Source organism: Williamsia sp. z34 (assembly GCF_059553395.1).
In genome coordinates this window covers 1-21,349 of the sequence record NZ_JCANWW010000005.1, presented here as the reverse complement: position 1 = coordinate 21,349, position 21,349 = coordinate 1, and the positions used below count along the sequence as shown (strand labels likewise).

Sequence of the window (21,349 nt, the reverse complement as noted above, 5' to 3'; positions counted from 1 at the left end):
GTGAAAGGCAGGTCGCCAGAACCCCGGTCGGTCGGATGAAACCCGCAAGATGATCGAGGGTTCCTCCGGGCCGGCCGGGGCCTGGTCCCGATACGGAAACTGCCGGGGCAGCGACCGCTAGTGTGAAGACCTGTCTCGACCAACCGCACGTATCCCGCGGACAGCTTTGCGCGCTGCACGTCGGGTCACGTTGCGGATCGAGATGGGTGGATTGGCCCGTAGTGCGGCCAGCTCTTCATGATGGCGGCGCTCGAGTTCGGCGACCTCGTCGCGTTGCTGCGCCCGTTGCAGTTCGAGCTGGTGCACGAGTTCGTCACGTTTGTCGGCGGCGTCGGCCATCTCGTACTGCATCGCGAGAACGCGGGTGTACAACGCGATCCGATTGTTCTCCATGGCCGCCAGCAACGGCGAGTTTCTGTACGGTTCGAGTGCCGCGCGAAGCCGATCGGACCGTTCCGGATCTCCGGTCGGATAGATGATTCCGAGGCCGAAGATGGCCGGCACCAAGGCAAACTCGTGTGTGCCCGACGGCTGCGCAGCGAGTGCGTCTTCGACAGCAGTCAATACGCCGTTGCGCTCACCTCCGGCCTCGATCGCGGCGGTGAAGTGCCCCAAACCGACAAACCCCGCCGGAGTGACCTCGTCGTGCCACACCGTGGGCCCGTCATCACCGTTCTCGTGAACACCGTCTGCGTTGACAGCATCCGCGTTGTAGTACTGATCTCGTCGGCCACAAGGCCACAACACGTCGTGGAGTATGACGATCGCGTCGGGAGCCTTGGCCAGGATCCAGTCGAGTTCAGCACGGACAGTGGCGTAGTTGTGATCGCCATCGAGGATGTAGACATCGCCGAGCGGGAGATCCCCGAGAATGTCCGGCGAAAACCCCTCAACCAGATGAAGATTGGGATTGTCCGCGAGAGCTTTTCGCATCTCCTCGGTCGGACTCGATTCGATGCAGTACACGTCGCCGGCACCGCCATCGAGATAGATCGAACTCGCCCCGCCGGATTCGACCCCGACCTCCACCACGATCGCCGGGGGCGACGCCGCAAAGATACGACCGATCACCTCTGAGAACAGGGTCAGCGAATGCAGGAGCAGGGGCGCTTGACGCGCAGTCCGCGCCTGCGCGTGTGGATCGCTTCGATCCCCGAACTCAGGTGTTGTCACGGTCGTCGTCCTCATCTTTCGGCGGAGGTGGCGGACCGCCGGCGCGAGCGACGATGCGGGCCACACCGGCGGCCAGTGCCAGCGGCCCACCCGTCCGATATTCGCCCTTGGCGCGAGCGGTCAATCTGGTGAGGCGCGGCCCGGGTGGCGGTCGATGCTGCAGCCCCGACAACGACTGCGGCAGAACAGCAAACGCGATGGTTACCTGAGCCGTGCTGATCGGGGCCCCGGCCCGGGCGGCCAGCGGTATCCACACCGCCGAATGCGGGGCATGGAACTCGATCAGATTGCCGCCCAGCCATGTCGATTCCGCGTACACGAGGCCGGAGAAGTCCCCTGGGTGTTCCCAGCGCAACGGTTCCGCCAACCTATGTCCGCCGGCGGTGACGGTGGCCTCGATCCAATCGACCCGCACCAGCGCCGGCCGTCCGGGGATCGCGAGCGCGATGTCGGTCGCGTCGAACGCCTCGAAGTTCAGGCGCGCGAACGACAATCCGTTCCGGTTGATCCGCAGCGGAACCTTCGGTCCGTCATGCCACTTGCCGTCGCCCGTACGAAAACGCAGGAACGTCTTGCTACCGGGTTCGTCCGGCTCGAAAACCTCCGGGGGTACCGCACCGGAGTTCACGGCCTCCACGGCTGCGGCCAGCTTGGGATCGCTTGCCGCCAGCACCTGCGGCCAGAAGGAATCTCGCATCAGCAGATCGGTGACATCACCGGGCGACATGTATCCGACCGCGGGCAGGAGGTCCACCGGCACAACGTGACTCACCAGGTCCGAGCCGAAGTTGTCCTCGTGCTCCCAGGCCCCGAAGACCGCGGCCTCGTCAGCGGTGGGCGAGATGATCGACGAGGCGAGGATATTGCCCAGCAGTGGCACCTCACCACCGTTGAACACCGGCCACTCCGTCGACGCCGAAGCGTAACGAATCCACTCGCCCTGAAAAGCGTGGACGGCTTCGTGGAGGGCTGCACGCGCATGTATCTGGGTTGCCGAACCCGCGATCGGTCCGAGGATCGGTTCACCGTCGGGGGTGAAGTCGAGCAGCGATCCGCAGAGACTGCTCACGCCCTGTTCCAGAACCTCCGGACTCCGGACGAGCGGACCGACGATGTCGACGGGCTCACCGGACGAGCCGAGATAACCCTCGAGGCGCAGACCACGCAGCGCGACCGCGGTACTGCGGGTATCGGTCGCGAGATACAGACCCGCAGGTGTGATCGGGATTCCGGCCAACTCCAAGGCCGTTGCCAGCTGGCTCTGGATGGTGGCACCCCACCCCAGGTCCACCAGCGTGATGTCGCCCGAGTCAAGAGCACCGACCGATCGCAGGTGCGCCAGCAGCCGTTCGCGGGTGGCTGTTGCGGTGGTGGCGATCCGGTTGCGTATCGCCGGAGACTCGGTCAGTGCGGTGGCCACGTCGTCGGCGATGACCCCGTTGTCGAGCACCGTGCCGAGTCGGGCCGACAACGCCGGCACATCACCGGGCCGCAGCTGGAGGATCCCCAACAGTCCGCCGATGGTCATACCGTGGCGGCGCCGCATGAACTTGTGGATGCTGTCCTGATCGACGAATCCCAGTGCGGCAACCGATGTCAGATGTCGGGACAGCCATACCGGCTTCGCCGTGACATCGAAGCCATGCAGGCGGGCGGCATTGTTGATCAGCGTCGAAAGCATCTCGCCTTCGCGCATCGGACACCAGAGCACCGAGGTGCCCTCTTCGTGAGCCCGGCGTGCAGCCCATTCGGCAAAACCGGTGAGTACCGGTCCGAGCACCGACGCACCGTAGCGCCACGCACAGGCCACATCGGGCGCGACGGCATCGAGCTGCGCATCCTCGATCAGCTTGGCTCGCAGACTCGTGATGCCGAAGTCGCCCTGCCTCAGATCCAGGCGGGGTGCACTGGCACCGAACGGTCCGAGGGGACTGCGCTCGCGGCGCAGGATCGGCTCGTAGCGCTCCCCGATGCGGGTGAAGTGCACGGTCCGGACACCCAACTTGCCGGGCACTGTCACATCGGGACGCTTGTTGTCGCCGATGTGCACGATCTGGCCGGGCAATACCCCCAACGCCTTGACCACGATCTTCCACAGACCTTCGGCCTTGTCGACACCGTGCTCATGAGAGCGGAAGAACCTCGCGGACTTGAGAGGTTCGAGTCCGGGCCGGTCCAGGAACCGGTCGAGGTGCTCCTGCAGGAAGTAGGTGTCGGACACCATGACGATCGGGATCGAGTGCGCGTGGGCGGTGTTGATGACCTCGGCGATGTCGAGGTCCGGCACCAGGGTCCGGTATTCCTCATCGATCTCCGCCTCGACGTAGAAATCGATGTCACCGGCCGTCATGATCGCGGTGGGCATCTCACGCCAGATGTCGTAGATCGACACCTCCGGACCGAGTGCTCCTCGCCGCTCCCGCGAATCCGACTCGGCCACGATCCGCATCCTGCGGAAGGTGGCTGCGTCGACCCAGGACGGCAAGGCGCCCTCACTGGCGAGACGCTCACCCAGCAGTGCGAACAGGTCGGTCGGACGCGGAACCCGTCGCCACAACACCGTGTCGAAAATGTCCAGTGACAGGACGGAACACGATCCGTCCCGCAGCATCTGCTGTACATCGGCGAGGGTGGTCCGGCCGCGACGCACTACCTGTTTGCTGGGTTCCATCACTTCGTTGATCAGCGTTCTGTCCAATCCGGTTTGTCTGGTTCAGCACATCCTAGTGACGAAGCACACCCCCGGGGCGAATCATCAGATTGCCGTCTCGCCGAAGCACAACCGCCGCAGCGTCGATACTTGAAATATGAAATTTGCGCCTACAGATGGCTCGCGGATCTTCAAGTGGGCCAACATCTCGATCGTCGACCGGTACCGGCAAGATGGGGCGATGGGTGTCATCTATCTGGTCCGGCATGGTCAGGCCGGCGTCGACGAAAACGGCTACGGAAGTTTGACGGAGCTCGGGCGCAGGCAGGCCCGCAACGTCGGTAAGGCGCTCGCCGCCCGCGCCGGCAAAGTGGACTTCACCGTCTCGGGAAACCTTGCACGCCAACTCGAGACGATCGAGGAAATCGTCGCGCAGTTCCCGAGCGGCATGGCGCCGGAGCCGGTGGTGAACCCCGGCTGGAACGAGTACAACCTCGAGCGTCTGGCTCAAACCCACGTACCGCCTCCCGGCAACGCACCGGACGCGACGTCGGCGCAGCGCGGGTTCCAGCGCAATCTCGACGACGCGTTGATCGAGTGGGCGAATGCGGCCGACGGTTCGTATACCGAATACCGCAACGGTGTTCGACAAGCGTTGGCCGAGATCGCCGGACACGCCGGGCCCGGACAGGTGGCGATCGCGGCGTCCTCCGCGGGAACCATCGGCGCGGTGATCGCCGACCTCTGGGGCATCAGCCCGGAGAACTGGCCCGCGGTCTCCCGGACGATGGTGAACGCATCGGTCACCAAACTCCTCGTCGGTCGCTCGGGTATCAATGTCATGTCGGTGAACGATCACGCCCACGCCGACATCGACGATGACACCGACGGCACGCGGCCCCTGGTGACCATGCGCTGACCGGAGGCCAGGTCAGCGGGGGTACCCGGTCGCTTCGGGCACACTGGGGCGTATGCAGCCGCAATCGACGCAGGCCCGCAAGATCCTGGTCACCGGCGCCACCGGATACATCGGTGGCCGTCTGGCACCGCGACTCATCCAACGTGGGCACGACGTCCGAGTGCTGGCGCGAACGCCCGACAAGCTGACAGGCGCCCCGTGGGCCGAACACGCCACCGTGATCAAGGGCGACCTGTCGGATCCGGAATCCCTGGCCGAGGCGTTCCGGGATGTCGACGTGGTCTATCACCTGGTCCATTCCATGGGCGGGACCAAGGACTTCCGGGCCGAAGAGCAGCGCGCCGCCCGCAACGTGGTCTCCGCGGCCGAGGTCGCCGGGGTCAAACGCATCGTCTACCTGAGCGGACTGCATCCCACCGGTGTCGAACTCTCTGAACACCTCAGTTCACGCACCGAGGTCGGTGAGATCCTGATGGACTCCGGCATCGAGACGATCGTGTTGCAGGCCGGCGTGGTGATCGGTTCGGGGTCGGCGTCGTTCGAGATGATCCGGCACCTGACCGAACGCCTACCGGCCATGACCACGCCCCGGTGGGTCCACAACAAGATTCAGCCGATCGCGGTGAACGACGTCCTCCACTTCCTGATCGAGGCCGCAACCGCCCCGGTGCCCGAGTCGCGAACCTGGGACATCGGCGGTCCCGACGTCCTCGAATACGGCGACATGATGCAGGTGTATGCCGACGTGGCCGGCCTCTCCAAGCGGCGCATCCTCGTATTGCCGCTACTCACCCCAACTCTCGCAAGTCGCTGGGTGGGCACCGTGACACCGATTCCGGGTGGACTGGCCCGGCCGCTGATCGAATCACTCGAACACAATGCTGTGGTTTCCGAACACGACATCACCACCGTGATACCCCCTCCCACTGCGGGATTGACGTCGTACCGGACATCTGTCGAACTGGCGTTGGCCCGGATCGACCGCGGTGAAGTCGAAAGCACTTGGCAAAACGCATCTCCCGATCATCCGCCGGCCGATCCCATCCCCACCGACCCCGGATGGGCAGGCGAACAGGCTTACACCACGCACCATTCCGGCGACACGACGGCCGCTCCGGAAACGGTGTGGAAGGTGATCGAAGCCGTTCGGGACCGCAAGCACTGGCAGGTGGACTCGTCCACCGATGGAAAGGTGTTGCGGCTGCGGTCGAACCGTGCGCCGGGCACCGCCTGGCTCGAGATCGAGGTGTCCGGCACCGACGAGGGAACCCACCTCGATCTGCGCACCGTGTTCTATCCACGGGGCGTTGCCGGCCGGACCTATTGGTACGCGACCTTGCCCCTCCACCGGAAAAGATACGACGCCATGACCACCGAGATCATCCGACGGGCCGAAACCCGATCCTGACCCATGGATTTCCATCGCCGATGTGCAGGTGGAAGGCCATACTGGACCGATGGAGAACGCTCCGGATCCTGGCGGTGAGGCGTTCGGCCGGCTCGCCTGGGAGACGGCGTACCAGCAGCTGTCGGCGGCGGCCAACTATGCACCGCTGGGTGTCGATGATCTCGAACGCCTCGCTGTGACCGCGTGTCTCACGGGGCGTTACGCAGAGAGCACGGGCATGTGGGAGCGGGCGCATCAGGTAGCGCTCGCATCGGGTGATGTGGTCCGGGCGGTCCGCTGTGCGGCGTGGTTGGCGTTCGGCTTGATGAATCGCGGCGAGTTGGCACGCGGCGGCGGCTGGGTTTCGCACGCGCAGCGACTGCTCGACGATGCCGGTGCCGACTGTGTGGAGCGGGGATTTCTGCGGTACCTCACCGCGGTGAGACTCTATTTCGAAGGAGACGCCGACGGCGCTCATCGCGGTTTCGTGCAGGCCTGCGCCACGGGCGAGCAATTCGACGATGCCGAATTGGTCGCGCTGGCGAGGGTCTGTGTGGCGCGTTGCCTGGTCAACCGAGGTCAGGTCACCGAAGGCGTCGCCCTGCTCGATGAGGTGATCGTTGCGATTGCCGCACAGCACGTTTCACCGATCGCCGTCGGCGACATCTATTGCACGGCCATCGACGGCTGCCACGAACTCTTCGACCTCCGGCGGGTACAGGAGTGGACAGCGGCCTTCGGTCGCTGGTGTGAGAACCAACCCGAGCTGGTGCTCTACCACGGGCAGTGCCTCATCCACCGCGCCGAGATGCTGCTGCTGCACGGCCGCTGGGCCGAGGCCGCCGACGAGGCCGAACGGGCATTCGACAGGTTGTTCAGTCACCCGGCTGTCGGCGAATCGCTGTACCTGAGGGCCGAGTTGCACCGGCTGCGCGGAGAGCCGGCCGCCGCCGAGGCAGCCTATCGGCAGGCGAACCGTCAGGGACGGCAGCCGCAACCCGGGCTGGCGCTGCTGCGCCTGGCCCAGGGTGATGTGGAGGTGGCCGGTGCCGCGATCCGGCGCGCACTTGCCGAGGCCACAGCACCGCCGGCCCGGGCGGCACTGCTCGCCGGCTACGTCGAGATCGTGCTCGCCGGCGGTGATGCGCTGGCCGCCCGAGCCGGGGCCGACGAACTCGCGGCGCTCGCCACCCGGTGGAACAGCGCCTTCCTGCGCGCCGCGGCCGACCACGCCACCGGCGCCGTACTCCTTGCCGACGGATCACCCGAGCAGGCCCTGATCGCGCTGCGGCGGGCCGTCGCACGATGGCGCGACTTGGGTGTCCCGTACGAACGGGCCCGGGCCATCGTGCTGATCGGCCGCGCCTGCCATCGGCTCGGCGACTCCGAGGGCGCCGAGATGGAGTTCGCCACCGCCCACGCCATCTTCGCCGAGCTTCGTGCGGCCACCGACCTCGTCCGACTCGAGGCCACCGCGACGTCTGCCCGGCAGGGCTCGGCGCTCGGGCTGAGCCCCCGCGAACTGGAGGTGCTCGCGCTCGTGGCCACCGGCGCGACCAACCGAGCGATCGCCGCCGACCTCGTGATCAGCGAGAAGACCGTGGCCTCCCATCTGAGCAACATCTTCACCAAACTGGGTCTGTCGTCGCGGGCGGCGGCAACGGCCTACGCGTATCAGCACGATCTCATCTGACCGGCCGCCGCACACTCCGCAGAATCACCCAGACACGCCGCCGGGCCAGAATCGGTGATTTGCCCGATGTGGACGAGCCGCGAGCTTTCGTACGGTTGTTTCAAACCCGCAACCAAGGGAGCCATCATGAGTGACGAGGACATCGCCGTCGTGCGGCGTTTCACCACACAGGGATGCGTCGGCGGCCGGCTCGGTGTGATCGACGAAGTCTTTGCCGAGGACTTCGTCAACCACGACCCGATGCCGGGACATGACACCGGCCGGGAAGGCATGCGGCAGACGATCGCCTTGCTGAATGACGGGCTGTCCGACCGGCGGATGCTGCTCGACGAGTACCGGTCGGCCGGCGACACGGTCGTCGAGAATGCTGCGGTCGGCGCGATCCATACTGGCGAGATGCTCGGGATTCCCGCGTCCGGTACCGAGGTGACGGTGCGCAGTATCGAGATCTGGCGCGTGGCCGACGGCAAGATTGCCGAACGATGGGGTGTGGTCGACGTCGCCGGGTTGCTGGCGCAACTGAGTGCCACCACCGCCTCGGCCGGTGCGGTGTCGTGATGTCCGCCATTGCCGCCGCCCGGCCGCCGTCGCTCGAGGCGGCCGCAATCCTCGACGGCGTAGCAACGCTGGCCCCGACGATCTCCGATCGGGCCCGCGAGATCGAGTCGGCACGACGATTGCCCCCAGACCTGCGCGCGGAACTCGAACAGACCGGTTGTTTCCGGATGCTGTTACCCCGGAGCCACGGTGGGATCGGTATCGAGTTGCCTTCGGCGATGCAGGTCCTCGATTCCCTGGCGCAGGCCGACGGGTCGGTGAGCTGGACGGTGGGGATCGCCGCAAGCGGCTGGCTCGACGTGAGCCACCTCTCGCGGGCCGCCTTCGACACCCTGTACACCGACGGACCGCAGGTCATCGTCGGCGTCTTCAACCCGAGCGGGGTGGCGATGCGCGAGGGTGATGCCTATCGGGTGAACGGTCGTTGGGCCTTCGCCAGTGGTTGCCAGGACGCCCGCTGGCTGTTCGCCAACTGCCTGGAGGGCGACGGCTCTGACGGCTCAGATCCGCAGATGCGGCTGGTGGTGCTCTCGCCCGAACAGGTCGAGATCGAGGACACCTGGACCGCGTCCGGGCTCTGCGGCACGGGCAGCCACCATTTCTCGGCACGAGACGTGCTCGTCCCTGCCGAGCGTACCGGCCTCATCATGGTCGACGAACCGTGTCTCGACGAACCGCTGTTACGCATCCCCGCACCAGCGGTGTTCGCACTGGAAATCGCCAGTGTTGCAATCGGAATCGCCACCGCAGCACTCACTGACATCATCACCCTGGCGACGCGGAAGGTACCGCTTCTCGGCCCGGCAACGCTGGCGTCCAACCCGCTGTTCCAGCACCAGCTGGGCGTCACCGATGCGAAGCTGCGCGCCGCGCGCAGCCTGTTGTACGCCGACGCCGACTCCGCCTGGGTAACAGCTTTGGCCGACGACGAGTTCACACCCGAGTTTCGGGCTCATCTGCGCGCCGCGTGCACGTGGGCGGTGGCCACTGCGGTCGAGGTGGTCGACACCGCCTACACCGCCGGGGGTGGCACCGCGCTGTACTCCGATCATCCACTCCAGCGCAGGCTGCGCGACGTTCATGCGATCACCCAGCATTTCCTCGTAAAGCTCGACAGCCTCACAACGGCGGGTGCGATACTTGCCGGACAAGACGTCGACCTCACCGTTTTCTGACAGATCCGGTCCACGGGCGTCGTTGTGGGTGACGGAGGTGGTCACCATGCACGGTGACGGAGTACGTGTCCTGATAGTGGGCGCCGGTATCGCCGGTCCTGCCACCGCACGCTTGTTGCATGACTGGGGCGCGTCCGTCGAGATCATCGAGCGAGCCCCGATCCCTGTTCCCGGTGGCACCGGAATCTACCTGCTGGGCAACACCGTTCGAGCACTCGAGGCGATCGGACTCGCGCGCCCGGTGGCCGGTCTGGCCGCTCGCATTTATCGCCAGCGCACCGCCGACCACCGTGGTCGTCTGCTGTTCGACGTCGACGTCGACGAACTCTGGGACGGGATCGGGTCGTGCCTGGCCATGCCCCGCGCCGACCTCCACCGAGTGTTGATCGACGGGGTCGCCGATGTGCCGATCCGGTGGGGTGATTCACCCGCGGTGATCAACTCGGACGGACCGGACATCACGGTGCGAACGACCGCGGGCCATGTCGGCCACTACGACCTCGTCGTGGGCGCCGACGGTGTGCACTCCACGGTTCGCAGGCAAGTTTTCGATGTCGACGCGACCACGCCGGTCGGCCAGTACGCGTACCGCTTCCTCGCCCCGTGGGACGGTCCGCCGGGACTGTGGTCGGTCCGGCTCGGGCCGGGTTCGGCATTCCTGATGTTCCCGATCGGGCACGGTCAGGTGTACTGCTACTGCGACGGGCCGATCAGCGACCCGGCGATCCCGCTGCGAAACGTGTTGTCGGACTATGCCGAACCGGTCCCGACCGTGCTCGATGCGCTGGACAAAAGGGGCCCGGAAGCAGTGCATGCCGGCCCGGTCGAAGAAGTCGTGCTCGACCGGTGGTCGCGCGGCAACGTCCTACTCATCGGTGACGCCGCCCACGCCACCTCACCCAATATGGCCCAGGGTGTCGCAATGGCCCTCGAAGACGCCATCGTGCTGACCGAATCCCTCACGGCAGCCACGAATACCACCGAGGCATTGGCGGCATTCGAACAGCGCCGCCGACCGCGGACGGATTGGGTTCTCGCCCAGACCCACCGCCGCGACCACGCACGCAATCTGCCACCGCTGATCCGCAACGTCGTGCTCCGCGGATTCGGGAAGCGCATCCTGCAGGCCAACTACCGGCCCCTGCGCGGCACCCCTTGAGTCACAGCGACGACGATCTCGAACTACTCAGGCCCGGCCGAGGTTGGTCCCCGGCCGGCTCAGGACCACACCGGGAAGCACCGCATACCGGGACAATTGGGTCACTGCCATCGCGATCGTCGCAACATCGGCCGCGGTGATCATCTCTTCCGGCGGGATCGCGGTCCAGGACGACATGTCGGTGTTCACATATCCAGGCGAGATCGTCGACGCGGACACGCCGCGGCCCGACTCCTCCAGATTGAAGGTCTCGCACAACGAGATCAGCGCGGCCTTGGTCGCGCCGTACGCGGCGAGGTCGGGTTCGGGATGAACTCCGGTGATCGACGCGATGGCGATGACCTTTGCGGCACCGGCCAATTCGGCTGTGCTGCGCAGCGTCGGGAGCAGAGACTGCAACAGCACATACGCCGACCTGAGGTTCACCTGATAGAGCTTGTCGAAGCGGCGGGCGGGCAGGTCGCTGATCGGACCCTTCTGGCCCATCCCGGCATTGAGTATCAGCGCGTCGAGCCGGCCGTACTCGGTGGCGTGCACCGCCGCCAGATGCATCAATTCCTCTTCGACGGCCGCGTCGGCGGTGACCACCTCCACCCGCCCCCCGTGTGTGTTCACCAACCGGGTTGCCAGCTCCTGCAACGGCTCCGGACTGCGCGCACTGATCGTCAGGTCCCAGCCGTCGGCCGCGAACCTCGACGCGATCTCGGCACCGATACCCCGTGAGGCTCCCGTCACCAACGCGACTTTGCGACCCTTGTCCTGCTTGCTCACCGGAACACTCCTCAGTACTTGCTGTTGATCGCCCGCAGGCCGGCCGCCATGAACTCACCCGTTGCGTTGGCGGCACTTTCGGCACCTTCACCCGACGACGAACCGCTGCGCGCGCGGTGGGTGATACCCTCACCGATCACGCCGAGCTTGAAGTTCGCCAGCGCCAGATAGAAGTTCCAGTCCGACAACTCGCGACCGGAGACCCTGGCGTAGCGCTCGGCGAGATCGTCCGGCGACGGATAGCGGTCGCTCGTCCAGGCGGCTTCCATCCCGAGCACGGCGTCGAAGACCGGCGCGCGGTAGACGCACATCAGGGCGACGTCGGTCAGCGGGTCCCCCAGCGTCGACATCTCCCAGTCGACCACTGCCTTGATCTTGCCCGGATCACTCGTGTCGAGAATCGTGTTGTCGACCCGGAAATCACCGTGCACGATCGAATTCGTAGTCTGTGCCGGAATCGCTTCACTCAGTGCCGCATACAGTGTGGCGACATCGTCGAGTTCACGGGTCTTCACGTGTTCCCACTGCCGCGCCCACGTCTTGACCTGCCTGGCCACGAAACCGTCCGGGCGACCGAACTCACCCAGGCCCACCGCCTGGTAGTCGACTGCGTGCAGGTCGGCGAGCGCCCGGATCAGACCGTCGACGTTGCGCTCGATGTCGTCGCCGCTGAGCGCCTCGAGGTCATCGGCGCTGCGCACCACCAACCCGTCCACGAATTCGACGACGGTGAACGGCGCGCCGAGGACCTCACCTTCCTGGTCGAAGGCGACGGTGCCGGCCACCGGAACCGCAGTACCCTGCAATCCGTTGGTGACCGTCCATTCTCGATTCATGTCATGCGCCGACGGGGTCAGGCCACCGGTCGGCGGTCGCCGAACCACCCAGTGCGAGTTGTCATCACGAGCAGTGAAGGTCAGATTCGACCGTCCTCCGCTGATCAGTTCGACAACCAGGTCGCCGGTGACCGGAACACCGCTCTCGATCAGGTATGCGCGAAGCCTGGCAACATCCATCCCGGGCAGCGAGGTCATGACACCTTCCCGGCGGCGATGGCCTTCTTGGTCTTGCCCACGGCGCGCTTGGCGATGGCCCAACGATGCACCTCGGACGGACCGTCGTAGATCTGGAACGGGCGGAGCTCACGCTGCAGACGGGCCAGCGGCAGTTCATCGGAGACACCCATGCCGCCGCACATCTGGATCGAACGGTCGACCACCCGGGAGAATGCCTCGGCGCCAAATGTTTTGGCAATCGACGTCTCATCACCCGCATTGGAACCCTGATCGAGGGCCCAGCAGGCCTTGACCAACAGCGCCCGAGCAGCGGCGAGGTCGATCTCGTTGTCGGCCACCATCTTCTGGATCATGCCGAGGTCACCGAGCTTGCCACCGAAGGCCTCACGCTGCGCGACGTAGTTCAGCGCGACGTCATGGGCCCGGTTGGCGCTGCCCATCCAGCGCATCACGTGGGTCATGCGGGCCGGGCCGAGACGCACCTGCGCGTAGCGGTATCCCTCGTCGACCTCACCGAGGACGTCCTCGTCGGGAACGAAGACGTCCCGGAAGGCGACCTCGCAATGTCCGCCGATCATCGCCCGGTCGATCGTGTTGATATGACGTCCGACGGTGATGCCCGGGGTGCCTGCGGGTGCGAGGAACATCGTGGCCCCGCCGCGATCGCCGGGGGCACCGGCAGTGCGGGCCATGATGATGAAGAATCCGGCGCCGTCGGCTCCGGTGATGAACCACTTGTCGCCGTTGATCTTCCAGCCACCGTCGACCTTGGTGGCGGCGGTGCGCAGGGCTGACGGATCGGCACCGGCACCGGGTGAGGGCTCGGTCATGGCAAACGCCGAACGCTGGTCTCCGGCGGCCAGCGGCGCGAGGTACTTCTCCTTCTGCGCGCCGGAGGCGATGTGGGCGAGCATGTGCACATTGCCCTCATCGGGTGCACCGATGTGCAGCGCGATGGGCCCGAAGACCGAGTAACCGGCCGCCTCGAAGACCGGGGCGCGGTCCGACATGTTGAAGCCGAGACCGCCGTACTCGACCGGAGCGTGCGGCGCGAAGACACCCGCCTCACGGGCCCGGTCACGCATCTCGAGCCGACGCTCGTCTCCGCCGGCGGCAGTGATGTCGCCGGCGAACTCGTCCTCGATCGGCAGGACGTGGTCGCGGACGAACACATTCGTCTTCTTGACGACGTCCTCGACCTGGGGATCATAAGAAAGCTGAATCGCCATGGCACCTCCTTGTGCGCGGTGCTCGACGACCCGGAACCGGCCCGACCGAGCGATCGTTCGGTAGGACAACACCGTGCCACGGCGAGACCAGGGCGGTCAAGCGTCCGGCTCATCCGGCGTCGGGTACAACCCCCACCATCTGCCGTGCGATCAGCAGATATCGCGACACCAACTCGTCGGGACCGAGCCGACCCCGGGGCCGGTACCACGTCGAAACACCCACACACATGGTGGCGACGGCCCGCGCGGCATCCTTGGGATACGGGCCGACGAAGTCCCCCGAGGCCACTCCGGCCTCGACGATGTTGTCCACCATCCGCTGCTGGCGGTCGCGGAGCGCGATGTACTCGAGCCGGAAGTCCGGCTCCAGGCTCCGAATCTCGGTGGAACCGACAAACGCCCGCGCCCGGCGGTACATGTGGAACCGGAGGAGCGATTCGACCACCGCGTCGAACTGTTCCAGCGGGGAGGGGCCAGCCTCGGCCAGCGCGGCCTCCGAACGATCCAGGAGGTCGCTCATCGTCCGTTCGAGCAGGCCCTGCAACAGCGATTGCTTGGACGGGTAGTGGTGATAGAGGCCCGGCACACTGAGCCCGGCGCGGGCAGCGATGTCGCGCACCGACGTGCCGTGGTATCCGTGCTCGGCAAACGCCGCGAGCGCGGCAGCCAGTGGCACCGGGAGGTCTTCCTCGTCCCCGTACTGTCGCCACGCACCGGCGTCCCGCGCATCGTCATCACTGATGTGCGACGTCGGATCGACCCCGGAGTTCATGGATCTCAACCTAGCTTGTCGCGCCGGTCGGCCCCATACACACCGCACCGGCGCCCGCATGCCCGATTGGTGATCGGGCCGGATGATCCGGCAAGCTGACCAGATGCAGGCCGACCCCACCTCCCCCCGGACGGGGCCCGTCGGGATCAGTTCGTCACTGACGCTTCTGTTTGCGCTCACCTGCGGCCTGTCGGTCTCCTCGCTGTATCTCCTGCAACCGGTTCTCGACGAGATCCGCGCGGACTTCGCCGTGAGCACCGCCACTGCGGCACTGGTGGTGACCGCCGCGCAGTTCGGTTACGTCCTCGGCATGCTCCTGCTGGTTCCACTGGGCGACCTGTGGAATCGGAAACTGTTGGCGCCCAGCATGATGACCGCGTCCGCCTGCGCCCTGCTGCTCAGCGGGCTGGCCCCCGGATTCGTCACACTGTTCGCGGCATCGGTCCTGGTCGGGATCAGCGCCGCCACTGCGCAAATCGTCATCCCCTGGTCATCATCTCTGGCACTGCCCTCCGACCGCGGCCGCGTGGTGGGTGTGGTGATGAGCGGCCTGTTGATGGGCATCCTTCTCGCCCGTCTCGTCAGCGGTCTGATCGCCGAATTCGGCGGCTGGCGATCGGTGATGTTCGTCTGCGCCGGACTGATGGCGGTGCTGGCGGTGGTCGTGTACTTCATGACGCCGTCTGATTCCGCCCGGCCACATCAACCGTACGGACATCTGCTGTTGTCGGTGGCCCGGATGGTCCGCACCGAAACGATGCTGCGGCAGCGGATGGCACTCGGGTTCCTCACCATGTTCGGTTTCAGCGCCATGTGGACGTCGACGGCATTTCTGTTGTCCGGCAACCGTGGTGAGCACTTCGACTACTCGGAATCGGCCATCGGCGCGTTCGGCCTGGCCGGTATCGCAGGCGCGGCGGGCGCCCCGCTGATCGGCAAGCTCGCCGACCGCGGACATCTGCGCCTGGCGACAACGTCGGCGTGGCTCGTCACCATCGCGGGCTGGTTGCTGCTGGCGTGGCCCGGTACCCCACTGGCCGCCTTCATCATCGGACTGGTGGTGTTCGACCTCGGGGCACAGGCGTCGCAGCTGTCGAACCAGACCGCCATCTACGCCTTGGCGCCCGAGACCCGCAGCCGGGTGACCACCGCCTACATGGTCACGTATTTCACCGGCGCGGTGGCCGGTTCGGTGTGCTCGGGGTTTGCTTACGCCGGCGGCGGCTGGGCCACCCTGTGCCTGATCGGCATCGGCGTCTCAGTGCTGGGCCTGCTGCTCTGGATCGGCTTCGACCGCTGGAACAACCACCGGCTCACTGGTGCTGCTCGGCCCGAAGCGGAAACAGCTCCGACACCGCGCCCCACATCATCGTGACGCACAGGTCTATGAGTTCGTCTGTGTTGCAGTTGATCCGACCGTCGATCCAAGCGGACAGGACCTGCCCGAACCCACCGACGTAGAAGTGGGCCGCACCCTGCACCCGGGGTCCGGCATCATCTGCGCCCGAGTTCTGCATCGTCAACGCCGCGAACATCAGGGTGGTGTCCATGCGCTTGCTGGCCAGTTTGCCGCTCAGCAGTGTCTGCGAGAACAGCACCCGCCCCCGCCTGCGGTCGGCGTCGATCCGGTCGACGATGACCCGCACGACCGACGCGATCTGATCGCGGGGCGACCTGCCGCCGGCCAGCACCGCCTCCTGCGCAGCGGTCGCGATGTCGAGAACCACCTCGTCATAGGTGGCCGCGACCAGCGCATCGACATCGTCGAAACTCTCGTAGAAATAGCGGGCCGTCAGACCGGCCTGCCGACAGACCCCGCGCACACTGATCGCCCCGCCGTCGGGCGAACCGAGTATGTCGAGCGCCGCGTCAACCAGCATCGCCCGGCGCCGTTTCACCCGGTCTGCTCCGTTTTCGCCTCCGTACGGGCGTAAGGGGTCAGCCATCCCCCCATCCTCTCACCCCGTGATGGAGGCGATTGACTTTCGGTCGACAGGTCGGTTGAATCAAACAGACAACGTACGTAGTCACAATGTTCACGGCGGGAAGGGCAGACAATGACGTCTGGGATCACCGATGGAAGTACCGCCCGCTCCGTGGAGCCGTCGGCACCGGTATGGACCCGGGTCGAGGCCGACAGCGCGTCCGGTGACCTGCTGGAAATGCCCGGCATCTCGGCTCTCGCCGGCGCCGCGAACGTGATCATGCAACTCGCGCTGCCCGCGGTCGGCTACGGCGTGGCCGAGAGCAAGGTCGACTCCGGCAACCTGTTCAAGCACCCACTCAAACGGGGCCGCACCACGCTGTCGTACCTCGCGGTCGCGGTCAACGGCACGCCTGAAGACCGCAAGGCCTACCGCAAGGCGATCGGCCACGCGCACGCCCAGGTGAGGTCGAGCGGGTCCAGCCCGGTGAAATACAACGCCTTCGATCCGACCCTGCAACTATGGGTTGCCGCCTGCCTCTACAAGGGCTGGGAAGACATGCAGTACCTCTACGGCGATCCCGAAGCGGTCACCGAACAGGCCTACCAACAGGGTGCGCTCATGGGCACCACGCTCCAGATGCCCCGCGATCTGTGGCCCGCGACCCGCGCCGACTTCCAGGTCTACTGGGACACCACCGTCGCCGGACTCGAGATCGACGACACCATCCGCGAGCTGCTGCTCTCCATCTCAAGGTTCGAGTTCCTGCCGCGGCCGATCTCATTCGTGATCGGCGGTTATGGCCTGTTCGTCACCACCGGCTTCCTGCCGCCGGAGTTCCGGGACAAGATGGGCCTGGCCTGGCCCGACCGGAACCAGCGGGTGTTCGACGTCCACAACCGCGTCGCCAAGACCGTGGCGACCCGGCTACCGAAGCCGTTGCGCGCCTTCCCTTTCAACGCCTATCTCTGGGATGTCCGGCGCCGGATCCGGACGGGTCGCGCCCTGACCTGATCCGGCGACACGGCCGTCCTGCCGTTGAGTACGTACACGCTGACCACCGGTGTCCATTGACAGCGGTTCTCAGCTCAGCCGATCCTCTTCAGCGACGAGGGAGTCAGGTCCGCGACCCTTGTGTGGCCCGACAATCCCAGCGTCAGATCCAGTTCGGCGATGATGTTGGCGACCACATCGCGGGCACCCTCGGCGCCCGCCAGGGCCAGCCCGTACATGTGTGGCCGACCCACGCAGACCGCGTCGGCGCCGAGTGCCAGCGCCTTGAACGCATCGGCACCACCGTGAACACCCGAGTCGAGCAACACTTTTGCGCGGCCCTGCACCGCCGCGGCAACATCGACCAGCGCGTCCAGGGACCCGATCGCCCCATCGACCTGCCGGCCCCCGTGGTTGGACACGAGAATCCCGTCGACCCCCAGGTCGACCGCCTGCAGGGCGTCGTCGGGATGCAGGATGCCCTTGAGCACGATCGGTAACGACGTGCGCTCGCGGAGTCCGGCGATGTCGGCCCAACTCAACGACGGCCGTGAATAGATCTCCAGAAATGTCTGCACCGATTCCCGCGGAACGGGCGAAACCAGGTTGCGCACAACATCACCCGGGGTGTTGCGGGCCATCGACACCAGCGACTTGATGGCGCCGGCGGTGATCTGCGGCCGTTCCCGCGGGAGTCCTGCGGCGATCCGCTCTCGGACGATGTCGATGAATCGCGGGTCCGAGGTGTACTGATCGATCCCGAGCCCCTGGGCGAAGGGCAACGACCCCAGATTGAGGTCTTGCGGACGCCAGCCCAGCATCGTGGTGTCCAGGGTGACGACTATCGCTGCGGCCCCGCACTTTTCGGCACGATTCAAGAAGCTGTCGACCAGTTCTTCGTCGGTCGACCAGTACAGCTGGTACCAACGCGGCGCCCCGGCGGCAACCTCGTCCATCGCGGCCGCGGTCTGTTCCATCGGCGCGCTGCCCTGGCTCGAGAAGATATAGGGCACGCCGAGTTCGGCTGCGGCGCGTCCGATGTGGATGTCGGCCCGAGGGTAGGCCAGAGCGCCGGCACCAACGGGAGAGAACAGGATCGGCGCCGGCAGCTGCTGCCCGAACAGTTCGGTCGCCAATGTCCGCTTCGAGACATCCCGCAGCATCCGGGGCACGATCGCCCACCGGTCGAATGCCCGGCGATTTGCCGACATCGTCCCGCCGTCACCGGCCCCACCGGCCACATACGCCCAGGCCTTCGGTGACATCCTCTTCTTGGCCGCGCGTTCGAGGGCTTCAAAGTTGGTCGGTACCTTCGGTTTTCGACCGAACACACCGTCCGAGTAGATGATGTTCTGGCGGGCCCGGCCCACCGAATCCGTCCCGCCCACCGAATCTGACTCCTCGCTGCTCATCGCTTCACCGTAGTGACACTACGGTCGCGGGAACAATGGTTGACGGAACACGCCACCACGGGCACGGTGGATGTGCACGGTCGATCTCGATGAGGAGACATATGACGAACGCCACCCGGATCGTGCTGGCCGCGCGGCCACACGGTGAGCCCAAGGACTCCGATTTCCGTTTCGAGGAGTTCGCACTGCGCGAACCACAGGACGGCGAGGTCTCGTTGCAGACGCTCTACCTCTCGCTCGATCCATACATGCGCGGCCGGATGAGCGCCGCGAAGTCGTACGCGCCGCCGGTCGAGATCGGCGACCCGATGGTGGGGGCAACGGTGTCCCGCGTCATCGAGTCCACCGTCGACCGCTTCGCGCCGGGGGATGTCGTGCTGGGTTACGGCGGCTGGCAGACACATTCGGTGGAGCCGGCCAAGCAACTCCGACTCCTCGACCCGAAGACCAACCCCCCGTCGACCGCTCTGGGTGTACTGGGCATGCCCGGGTTCACCGCATACGCGGGCCTGCTGACCATCGGCAAACCCCAGCCCGGCGAAACGGTGGTGGTTGCTGCCGCAGCGGGTCCGGTGGGGTCGGCCGTCGGCCAGATCGCAAAGATCAAGGGGGCACGCGCCGTCGGCATCGCCGGCGGCCCCGACAAGGTCTCCTATCTGCTCGACGAACTCGGCTTCGATGCCGCGGTCGATCATCGCGCCGACGACTTCGCCGAGCAATTGGCGGCCGCCACACCCGACGGCATCGACGTCTACTTCGAGAATGTCGGGGGCGCGGTTTTCGACGCCGTACTACCCCGGATGAACCTCTATGGCCGCATCCCGGTCTGCGGACTCGTCGCGAACTACAACCTGACGTCGCTTCCCGAGGGACCGGACCGGACCGGGCAGTTGATGGGGATCGTGCTCGCCCAGAGCCTGACGATTCGCGGCTTCATCCAAACCGAGTTCGCCGCCGACCAGATGCCGAAGTTCCTCGATGAGGCCTCCAAATGGGTCGCCGACGGTTCCCTGAAGTACCGGGAAGACATCACTGACGGCTTCGATAATGTCCTCGACGCGTTCCGTGGCCTCCTCAAAGGCCGCAACTTCGGCAAAGCCCTGGTCCGCGTCGCCGACTGACCGCCCCCAACCCCCGAAAGTGTGCCCTTTTGGCGAACAAAACCCCAGGTGAGCACCGCCAAAAGTTGCTCCTATGTCAAGCGGCGGCGGTCTGAATGGCTCGTGGTTGGGGCGCAGTGTCGGTGATCAGGCGTTGATAGACGGTGCGGACCAGGCGGCGTCGGAGTGCTCGGAGGGCTGCGGTGGTGGAGTCGCCGGCGGCGCGGCGTTTGCGGTAGTAGGTGTAGCCGTCGCTGTCTTCGAGTCGGGTTTGGGTCAGGGCGATGCGGTGCAGGGCGGTGGTGAGTTGTCGGTTGCCGCAGCGCGGTAGCCGGACGCGGCCGGCGGTGTTGCCGGACCAGACCGGGATGGGGGCGGTGCCGGCGTAGTTGGCGTAGGCGTCGGCCGAGTGGAAGCGGGCGATGCCGGCGGTTTCGCCGACGATTTTGGCTGCGGTGAGTTCCCCGCAGCCGGGTAGCTGTAGTAGCGAGGGAACCAGTTCGCGGACTCGTTTGCCGATCTCGGTGGCCGTGGTGTTGATCCGGGTGGTCAGGGAGATGATCTCGTCGAGTTCTTCGCGGGCGATGTCGGCCAGCAGTCCGGTCTCGGTGGCCAGCTGTGCGGCGAGGATCTGTTGGTGTTTGTGCATGCTCAGCGAGCGTGGTTTGGGGGCGTAGGCGGGGTTGATTTCATGGACTCGCCACAGCAGTCGGTTGATTGTTGAGGTGCGTTGTGCGACAAACACTTCGCGTCGATCGACTAGTAGACGTATCTCGCGGGATCGGGGGTCGGCGCCGGCGGCGGGCAGGTTCGGTTCGCGCAGCACTGCCCGCGCGACGGCCAGAGCGTCGATGGGATCTGATTTGCCGCGGGTACGTGCCGAGGCACGGGTGTGGGCCATCATTTTGGTGGGTACCCGCACGGCGGTCTGGCCGGCGGTGAGTAGGTCGCGTTCGAGGCGGGTCGACATCTGTCGGCAGTCTTCGATGCCCCAGAGCAGGTCGGTACCGAACTGGGTGTGGGCCCATCGCATCGCGGCATGATGGCCGGCGGTGGTGGCCGGGGCGGTGAGTTGGCCTAGCTTTTTGCCGACGGGATCGACGGCAACAAATGTGTGTGAGCTCTTGTGTACATCGACTCCAACTACAACCATGGTGGTTGCCTCCTGATTTCAGAAACAGGGACCAGGGACGGTTGGGCCGGTCGGTGGGCAATCCTCAGTTGGGGGCGTTGCCACGCTCCTATCAAGCCACATCGGCCGGTCCTTCCCACCTGGTGTTGGCATAACTTTTGCAAGACCAGACATGCGCATCAATGCGATGCCGGCAGGCACATCAAGAGCCAAACACCAGGTGACCAGGACCCAACCACCGCTCAGGCGGCAACACAAGAGTCACACTGAGGGCACATCATCGGG

The 21,349-nt window shown here is 66.0% G+C and carries 18 protein-coding genes; 9 read left to right on the top strand and 9 right to left on the bottom strand.

The window, feature by feature from the left end:
- Positions 1–117: 117 nt before the first annotated feature.
- Together AC51GT_RS13705 and AC51GT_RS13700 are read right to left on the bottom strand one after the other, a co-directional pair.
- Positions 118–1,173, bottom strand: coding sequence for a class I SAM-dependent methyltransferase (locus AC51GT_RS13705; protein WP_496329121.1), 1,056 nt, complete (start codon positions 1,171–1,173; stop codon positions 118–120).
- Positions 1,160–3,844, bottom strand: coding sequence for an HAD family hydrolase (locus tag AC51GT_RS13700; protein ID WP_496329120.1), 2,685 nt, complete (start codon positions 3,842–3,844; stop codon positions 1,160–1,162). The genes AC51GT_RS13705 and AC51GT_RS13700 overlap by 14 nt, the downstream gene beginning before the upstream one ends.
- A gap of 136 nt (positions 3,845–3,980) precedes the next feature.
- Between AC51GT_RS13700 and AC51GT_RS13695 the strand changes: the two genes are divergently transcribed.
- The 6 genes from AC51GT_RS13695 (at position 3,981) to AC51GT_RS13670 (ending at position 10,714) form a co-directional block, all read left to right on the top strand.
- Complete coding sequence (locus tag AC51GT_RS13695) at positions 3,981–4,742, top strand: histidine phosphatase family protein (protein ID WP_496329119.1); 762 nt, start codon at positions 3,981–3,983, stop codon at positions 4,740–4,742.
- Between the two features lie 52 nt (positions 4,743–4,794).
- Positions 4,795–6,150 (top strand): DUF2867 domain-containing protein, encoded by a 1,356-nt coding sequence (locus tag AC51GT_RS13690; RefSeq protein ID WP_496329118.1) that lies wholly within the window; start codon positions 4,795–4,797, stop codon positions 6,148–6,150.
- A gap of 49 nt (positions 6,151–6,199) precedes the next feature.
- Entirely contained in the window at positions 6,200–7,822 is a 1,623-nt protein-coding gene (locus AC51GT_RS13685; protein ID WP_496329117.1) for a LuxR C-terminal-related transcriptional regulator, read from the top strand.
- A 126-nt stretch (positions 7,823–7,948) separates the two neighbouring features.
- Complete coding sequence (locus AC51GT_RS13680; RefSeq protein ID WP_496329116.1) at positions 7,949–8,380, top strand: ester cyclase; 432 nt, start codon at positions 7,949–7,951, stop codon at positions 8,378–8,380.
- Complete coding sequence (locus AC51GT_RS13675) at positions 8,380–9,555, top strand: acyl-CoA dehydrogenase family protein (protein ID WP_496329115.1); 1,176 nt, start codon at positions 8,380–8,382, stop codon at positions 9,553–9,555. The genes AC51GT_RS13680 and AC51GT_RS13675 overlap by 1 nt, the downstream gene beginning before the upstream one ends.
- 46 nt (positions 9,556–9,601) lie before the next feature.
- Positions 9,602–10,714, top strand: coding sequence for an FAD-dependent monooxygenase (locus AC51GT_RS13670; protein WP_496329114.1), 1,113 nt, complete (start codon positions 9,602–9,604; stop codon positions 10,712–10,714).
- 27 nt (positions 10,715–10,741) lie between these two features.
- Here the strand turns inward: AC51GT_RS13670 and AC51GT_RS13665 are convergent, their stop codons facing one another.
- The 4 genes from AC51GT_RS13665 to AC51GT_RS13650 all read right to left on the bottom strand — a co-directional run bounded on the left by AC51GT_RS13665 (position 10,742) and on the right by AC51GT_RS13650 (position 14,502).
- The gene (locus tag AC51GT_RS13665; RefSeq protein WP_496329113.1) at positions 10,742–11,485 is read right to left on the bottom strand and encodes an SDR family NAD(P)-dependent oxidoreductase; all 744 of its coding nucleotides are present in this window, start codon (positions 11,483–11,485) and stop codon (positions 10,742–10,744) included.
- 11 nt (positions 11,486–11,496) lie between these two features.
- Positions 11,497–12,519 carry a phosphotransferase family protein gene (locus AC51GT_RS13660; RefSeq protein WP_496329112.1) on the bottom strand — a complete coding sequence of 341 codons (1,023 nt, stop codon included), beginning with the start codon at positions 12,517–12,519 and terminating at the stop codon, positions 11,497–11,499.
- Positions 12,516–13,730, bottom strand: a complete 1,215-nt coding sequence (locus AC51GT_RS13655; RefSeq protein ID WP_496329111.1) for an acyl-CoA dehydrogenase family protein — start codon at positions 13,728–13,730, stop codon at positions 12,516–12,518. Before AC51GT_RS13655 ends, AC51GT_RS13660 begins: the two co-directional genes overlap by 4 nt.
- A 109-nt stretch (positions 13,731–13,839) precedes the next feature.
- Positions 13,840–14,502, bottom strand: a complete 663-nt coding sequence (locus AC51GT_RS13650) for a TetR/AcrR family transcriptional regulator (protein WP_496329110.1) — start codon at positions 14,500–14,502, stop codon at positions 13,840–13,842.
- An 82-nt stretch (positions 14,503–14,584) separates the two neighbouring features.
- On the opposite strand from AC51GT_RS13650, the gene AC51GT_RS13645 reads away from it, so the two are divergent.
- A complete protein-coding gene (locus AC51GT_RS13645) occupies positions 14,585–15,877 on the top strand; it encodes an MFS transporter (protein WP_496329109.1) in 1,293 nt (430 codons plus the stop codon).
- Here the strand turns inward: AC51GT_RS13645 and AC51GT_RS13640 are convergent.
- The gene (locus AC51GT_RS13640; protein WP_496327406.1) at positions 15,816–16,448 is read right to left on the bottom strand and encodes a TetR/AcrR family transcriptional regulator; all 633 of its coding nucleotides are present in this window, start codon (positions 16,446–16,448) and stop codon (positions 15,816–15,818) included. The genes AC51GT_RS13645 and AC51GT_RS13640 overlap by 62 nt on opposite strands.
- Positions 16,449–16,559: 111 nt before the next feature.
- Between AC51GT_RS13640 and AC51GT_RS13635 the strand changes: the two genes are divergently transcribed.
- Positions 16,560–17,441 (top strand): oxygenase MpaB family protein, encoded by an 882-nt coding sequence (locus AC51GT_RS13635; protein ID WP_496329108.1) that lies wholly within the window; start codon positions 16,560–16,562, stop codon positions 17,439–17,441.
- A 74-nt stretch (positions 17,442–17,515) separates the two neighbouring features.
- On the opposite strand, the gene AC51GT_RS13630 is transcribed toward AC51GT_RS13635, so the two are convergent.
- Positions 17,516–18,832: an alpha-hydroxy-acid oxidizing protein gene (locus AC51GT_RS13630; RefSeq protein ID WP_496329107.1), complete on the bottom strand. Its 1,317-nt coding sequence runs from the start codon at positions 18,830–18,832 to the stop codon at positions 17,516–17,518.
- A gap of 101 nt (positions 18,833–18,933) precedes the next feature.
- On the opposite strand from AC51GT_RS13630, the gene curA reads away from it, so the two are divergent.
- The gene (gene curA, locus AC51GT_RS13625) at positions 18,934–19,953 is read left to right on the top strand and encodes an NADPH-dependent curcumin/dihydrocurcumin reductase (RefSeq protein WP_496329106.1); all 1,020 of its coding nucleotides are present in this window, start codon (positions 18,934–18,936) and stop codon (positions 19,951–19,953) included.
- Positions 19,954–20,029: 76 nt separating this feature from the next.
- Here curA and AC51GT_RS13620 read toward each other — a convergent pair whose 3' ends face one another.
- Positions 20,030–21,085, bottom strand: a complete 1,056-nt coding sequence (locus AC51GT_RS13620) for an IS110 family RNA-guided transposase (protein WP_496323328.1) — start codon at positions 21,083–21,085, stop codon at positions 20,030–20,032.
- Positions 21,086–21,349 lie beyond the last annotated feature (264 nt).

Excerpts from the sequence above, each read along its gene's own strand:
- AC51GT_RS13700 (WP_496329120.1), bottom strand. The coding sequence starts at position 3,844 with ATGGAACCCAGCAAACAGGTAGTGCGTCGCGGCCGGACCACCCTCGCC.
- AC51GT_RS13695 (WP_496329119.1), top strand. The coding sequence starts at position 3,981 with ATGAAATTTGCGCCTACAGATGGCTCGCGGATCTTCAAGTGGGCCAAC.
- AC51GT_RS13690 (WP_496329118.1), top strand. The coding sequence starts at position 4,795 with ATGCAGCCGCAATCGACGCAGGCCCGCAAGATCCTGGTCACCGGCGCC.
- AC51GT_RS13685 (WP_496329117.1), top strand. The coding sequence starts at position 6,200 with ATGGAGAACGCTCCGGATCCTGGCGGTGAGGCGTTCGGCCGGCTCGCC.
- AC51GT_RS13680 (WP_496329116.1), top strand. The coding sequence starts at position 7,949 with ATGAGTGACGAGGACATCGCCGTCGTGCGGCGTTTCACCACACAGGGA.
- AC51GT_RS13675 (WP_496329115.1), top strand. The coding sequence starts at position 8,380 with ATGTCCGCCATTGCCGCCGCCCGGCCGCCGTCGCTCGAGGCGGCCGCA.
- AC51GT_RS13670 (WP_496329114.1), top strand. The coding sequence starts at position 9,602 with ATGCACGGTGACGGAGTACGTGTCCTGATAGTGGGCGCCGGTATCGCC.
- AC51GT_RS13660 (WP_496329112.1), bottom strand. The coding sequence starts at position 12,519 with ATGACCTCGCTGCCCGGGATGGATGTTGCCAGGCTTCGCGCATACCTG.
- AC51GT_RS13655 (WP_496329111.1), bottom strand. The coding sequence starts at position 13,730 with ATGGCGATTCAGCTTTCTTATGATCCCCAGGTCGAGGACGTCGTCAAG.
- AC51GT_RS13650 (WP_496329110.1), bottom strand. The coding sequence starts at position 14,502 with ATGAACTCCGGGGTCGATCCGACGTCGCACATCAGTGATGACGATGCG.
- AC51GT_RS13645 (WP_496329109.1), top strand. The coding sequence starts at position 14,585 with ATGATCCGGCAAGCTGACCAGATGCAGGCCGACCCCACCTCCCCCCGG.
- AC51GT_RS13640 (WP_496327406.1), bottom strand. The coding sequence starts at position 16,448 with ATGGCTGACCCCTTACGCCCGTACGGAGGCGAAAACGGAGCAGACCGG.
- AC51GT_RS13635 (WP_496329108.1), top strand. The coding sequence starts at position 16,560 with ATGACGTCTGGGATCACCGATGGAAGTACCGCCCGCTCCGTGGAGCCG.
- AC51GT_RS13630 (WP_496329107.1), bottom strand. The coding sequence starts at position 18,832 with ATGAGCAGCGAGGAGTCAGATTCGGTGGGCGGGACGGATTCGGTGGGC.
- curA (WP_496329106.1), top strand. The coding sequence starts at position 18,934 with ATGACGAACGCCACCCGGATCGTGCTGGCCGCGCGGCCACACGGTGAG.
- AC51GT_RS13620 (WP_496323328.1), bottom strand. The coding sequence starts at position 21,085 with ATGGTTGTAGTTGGAGTCGATGTACACAAGAGCTCACACACATTTGTT.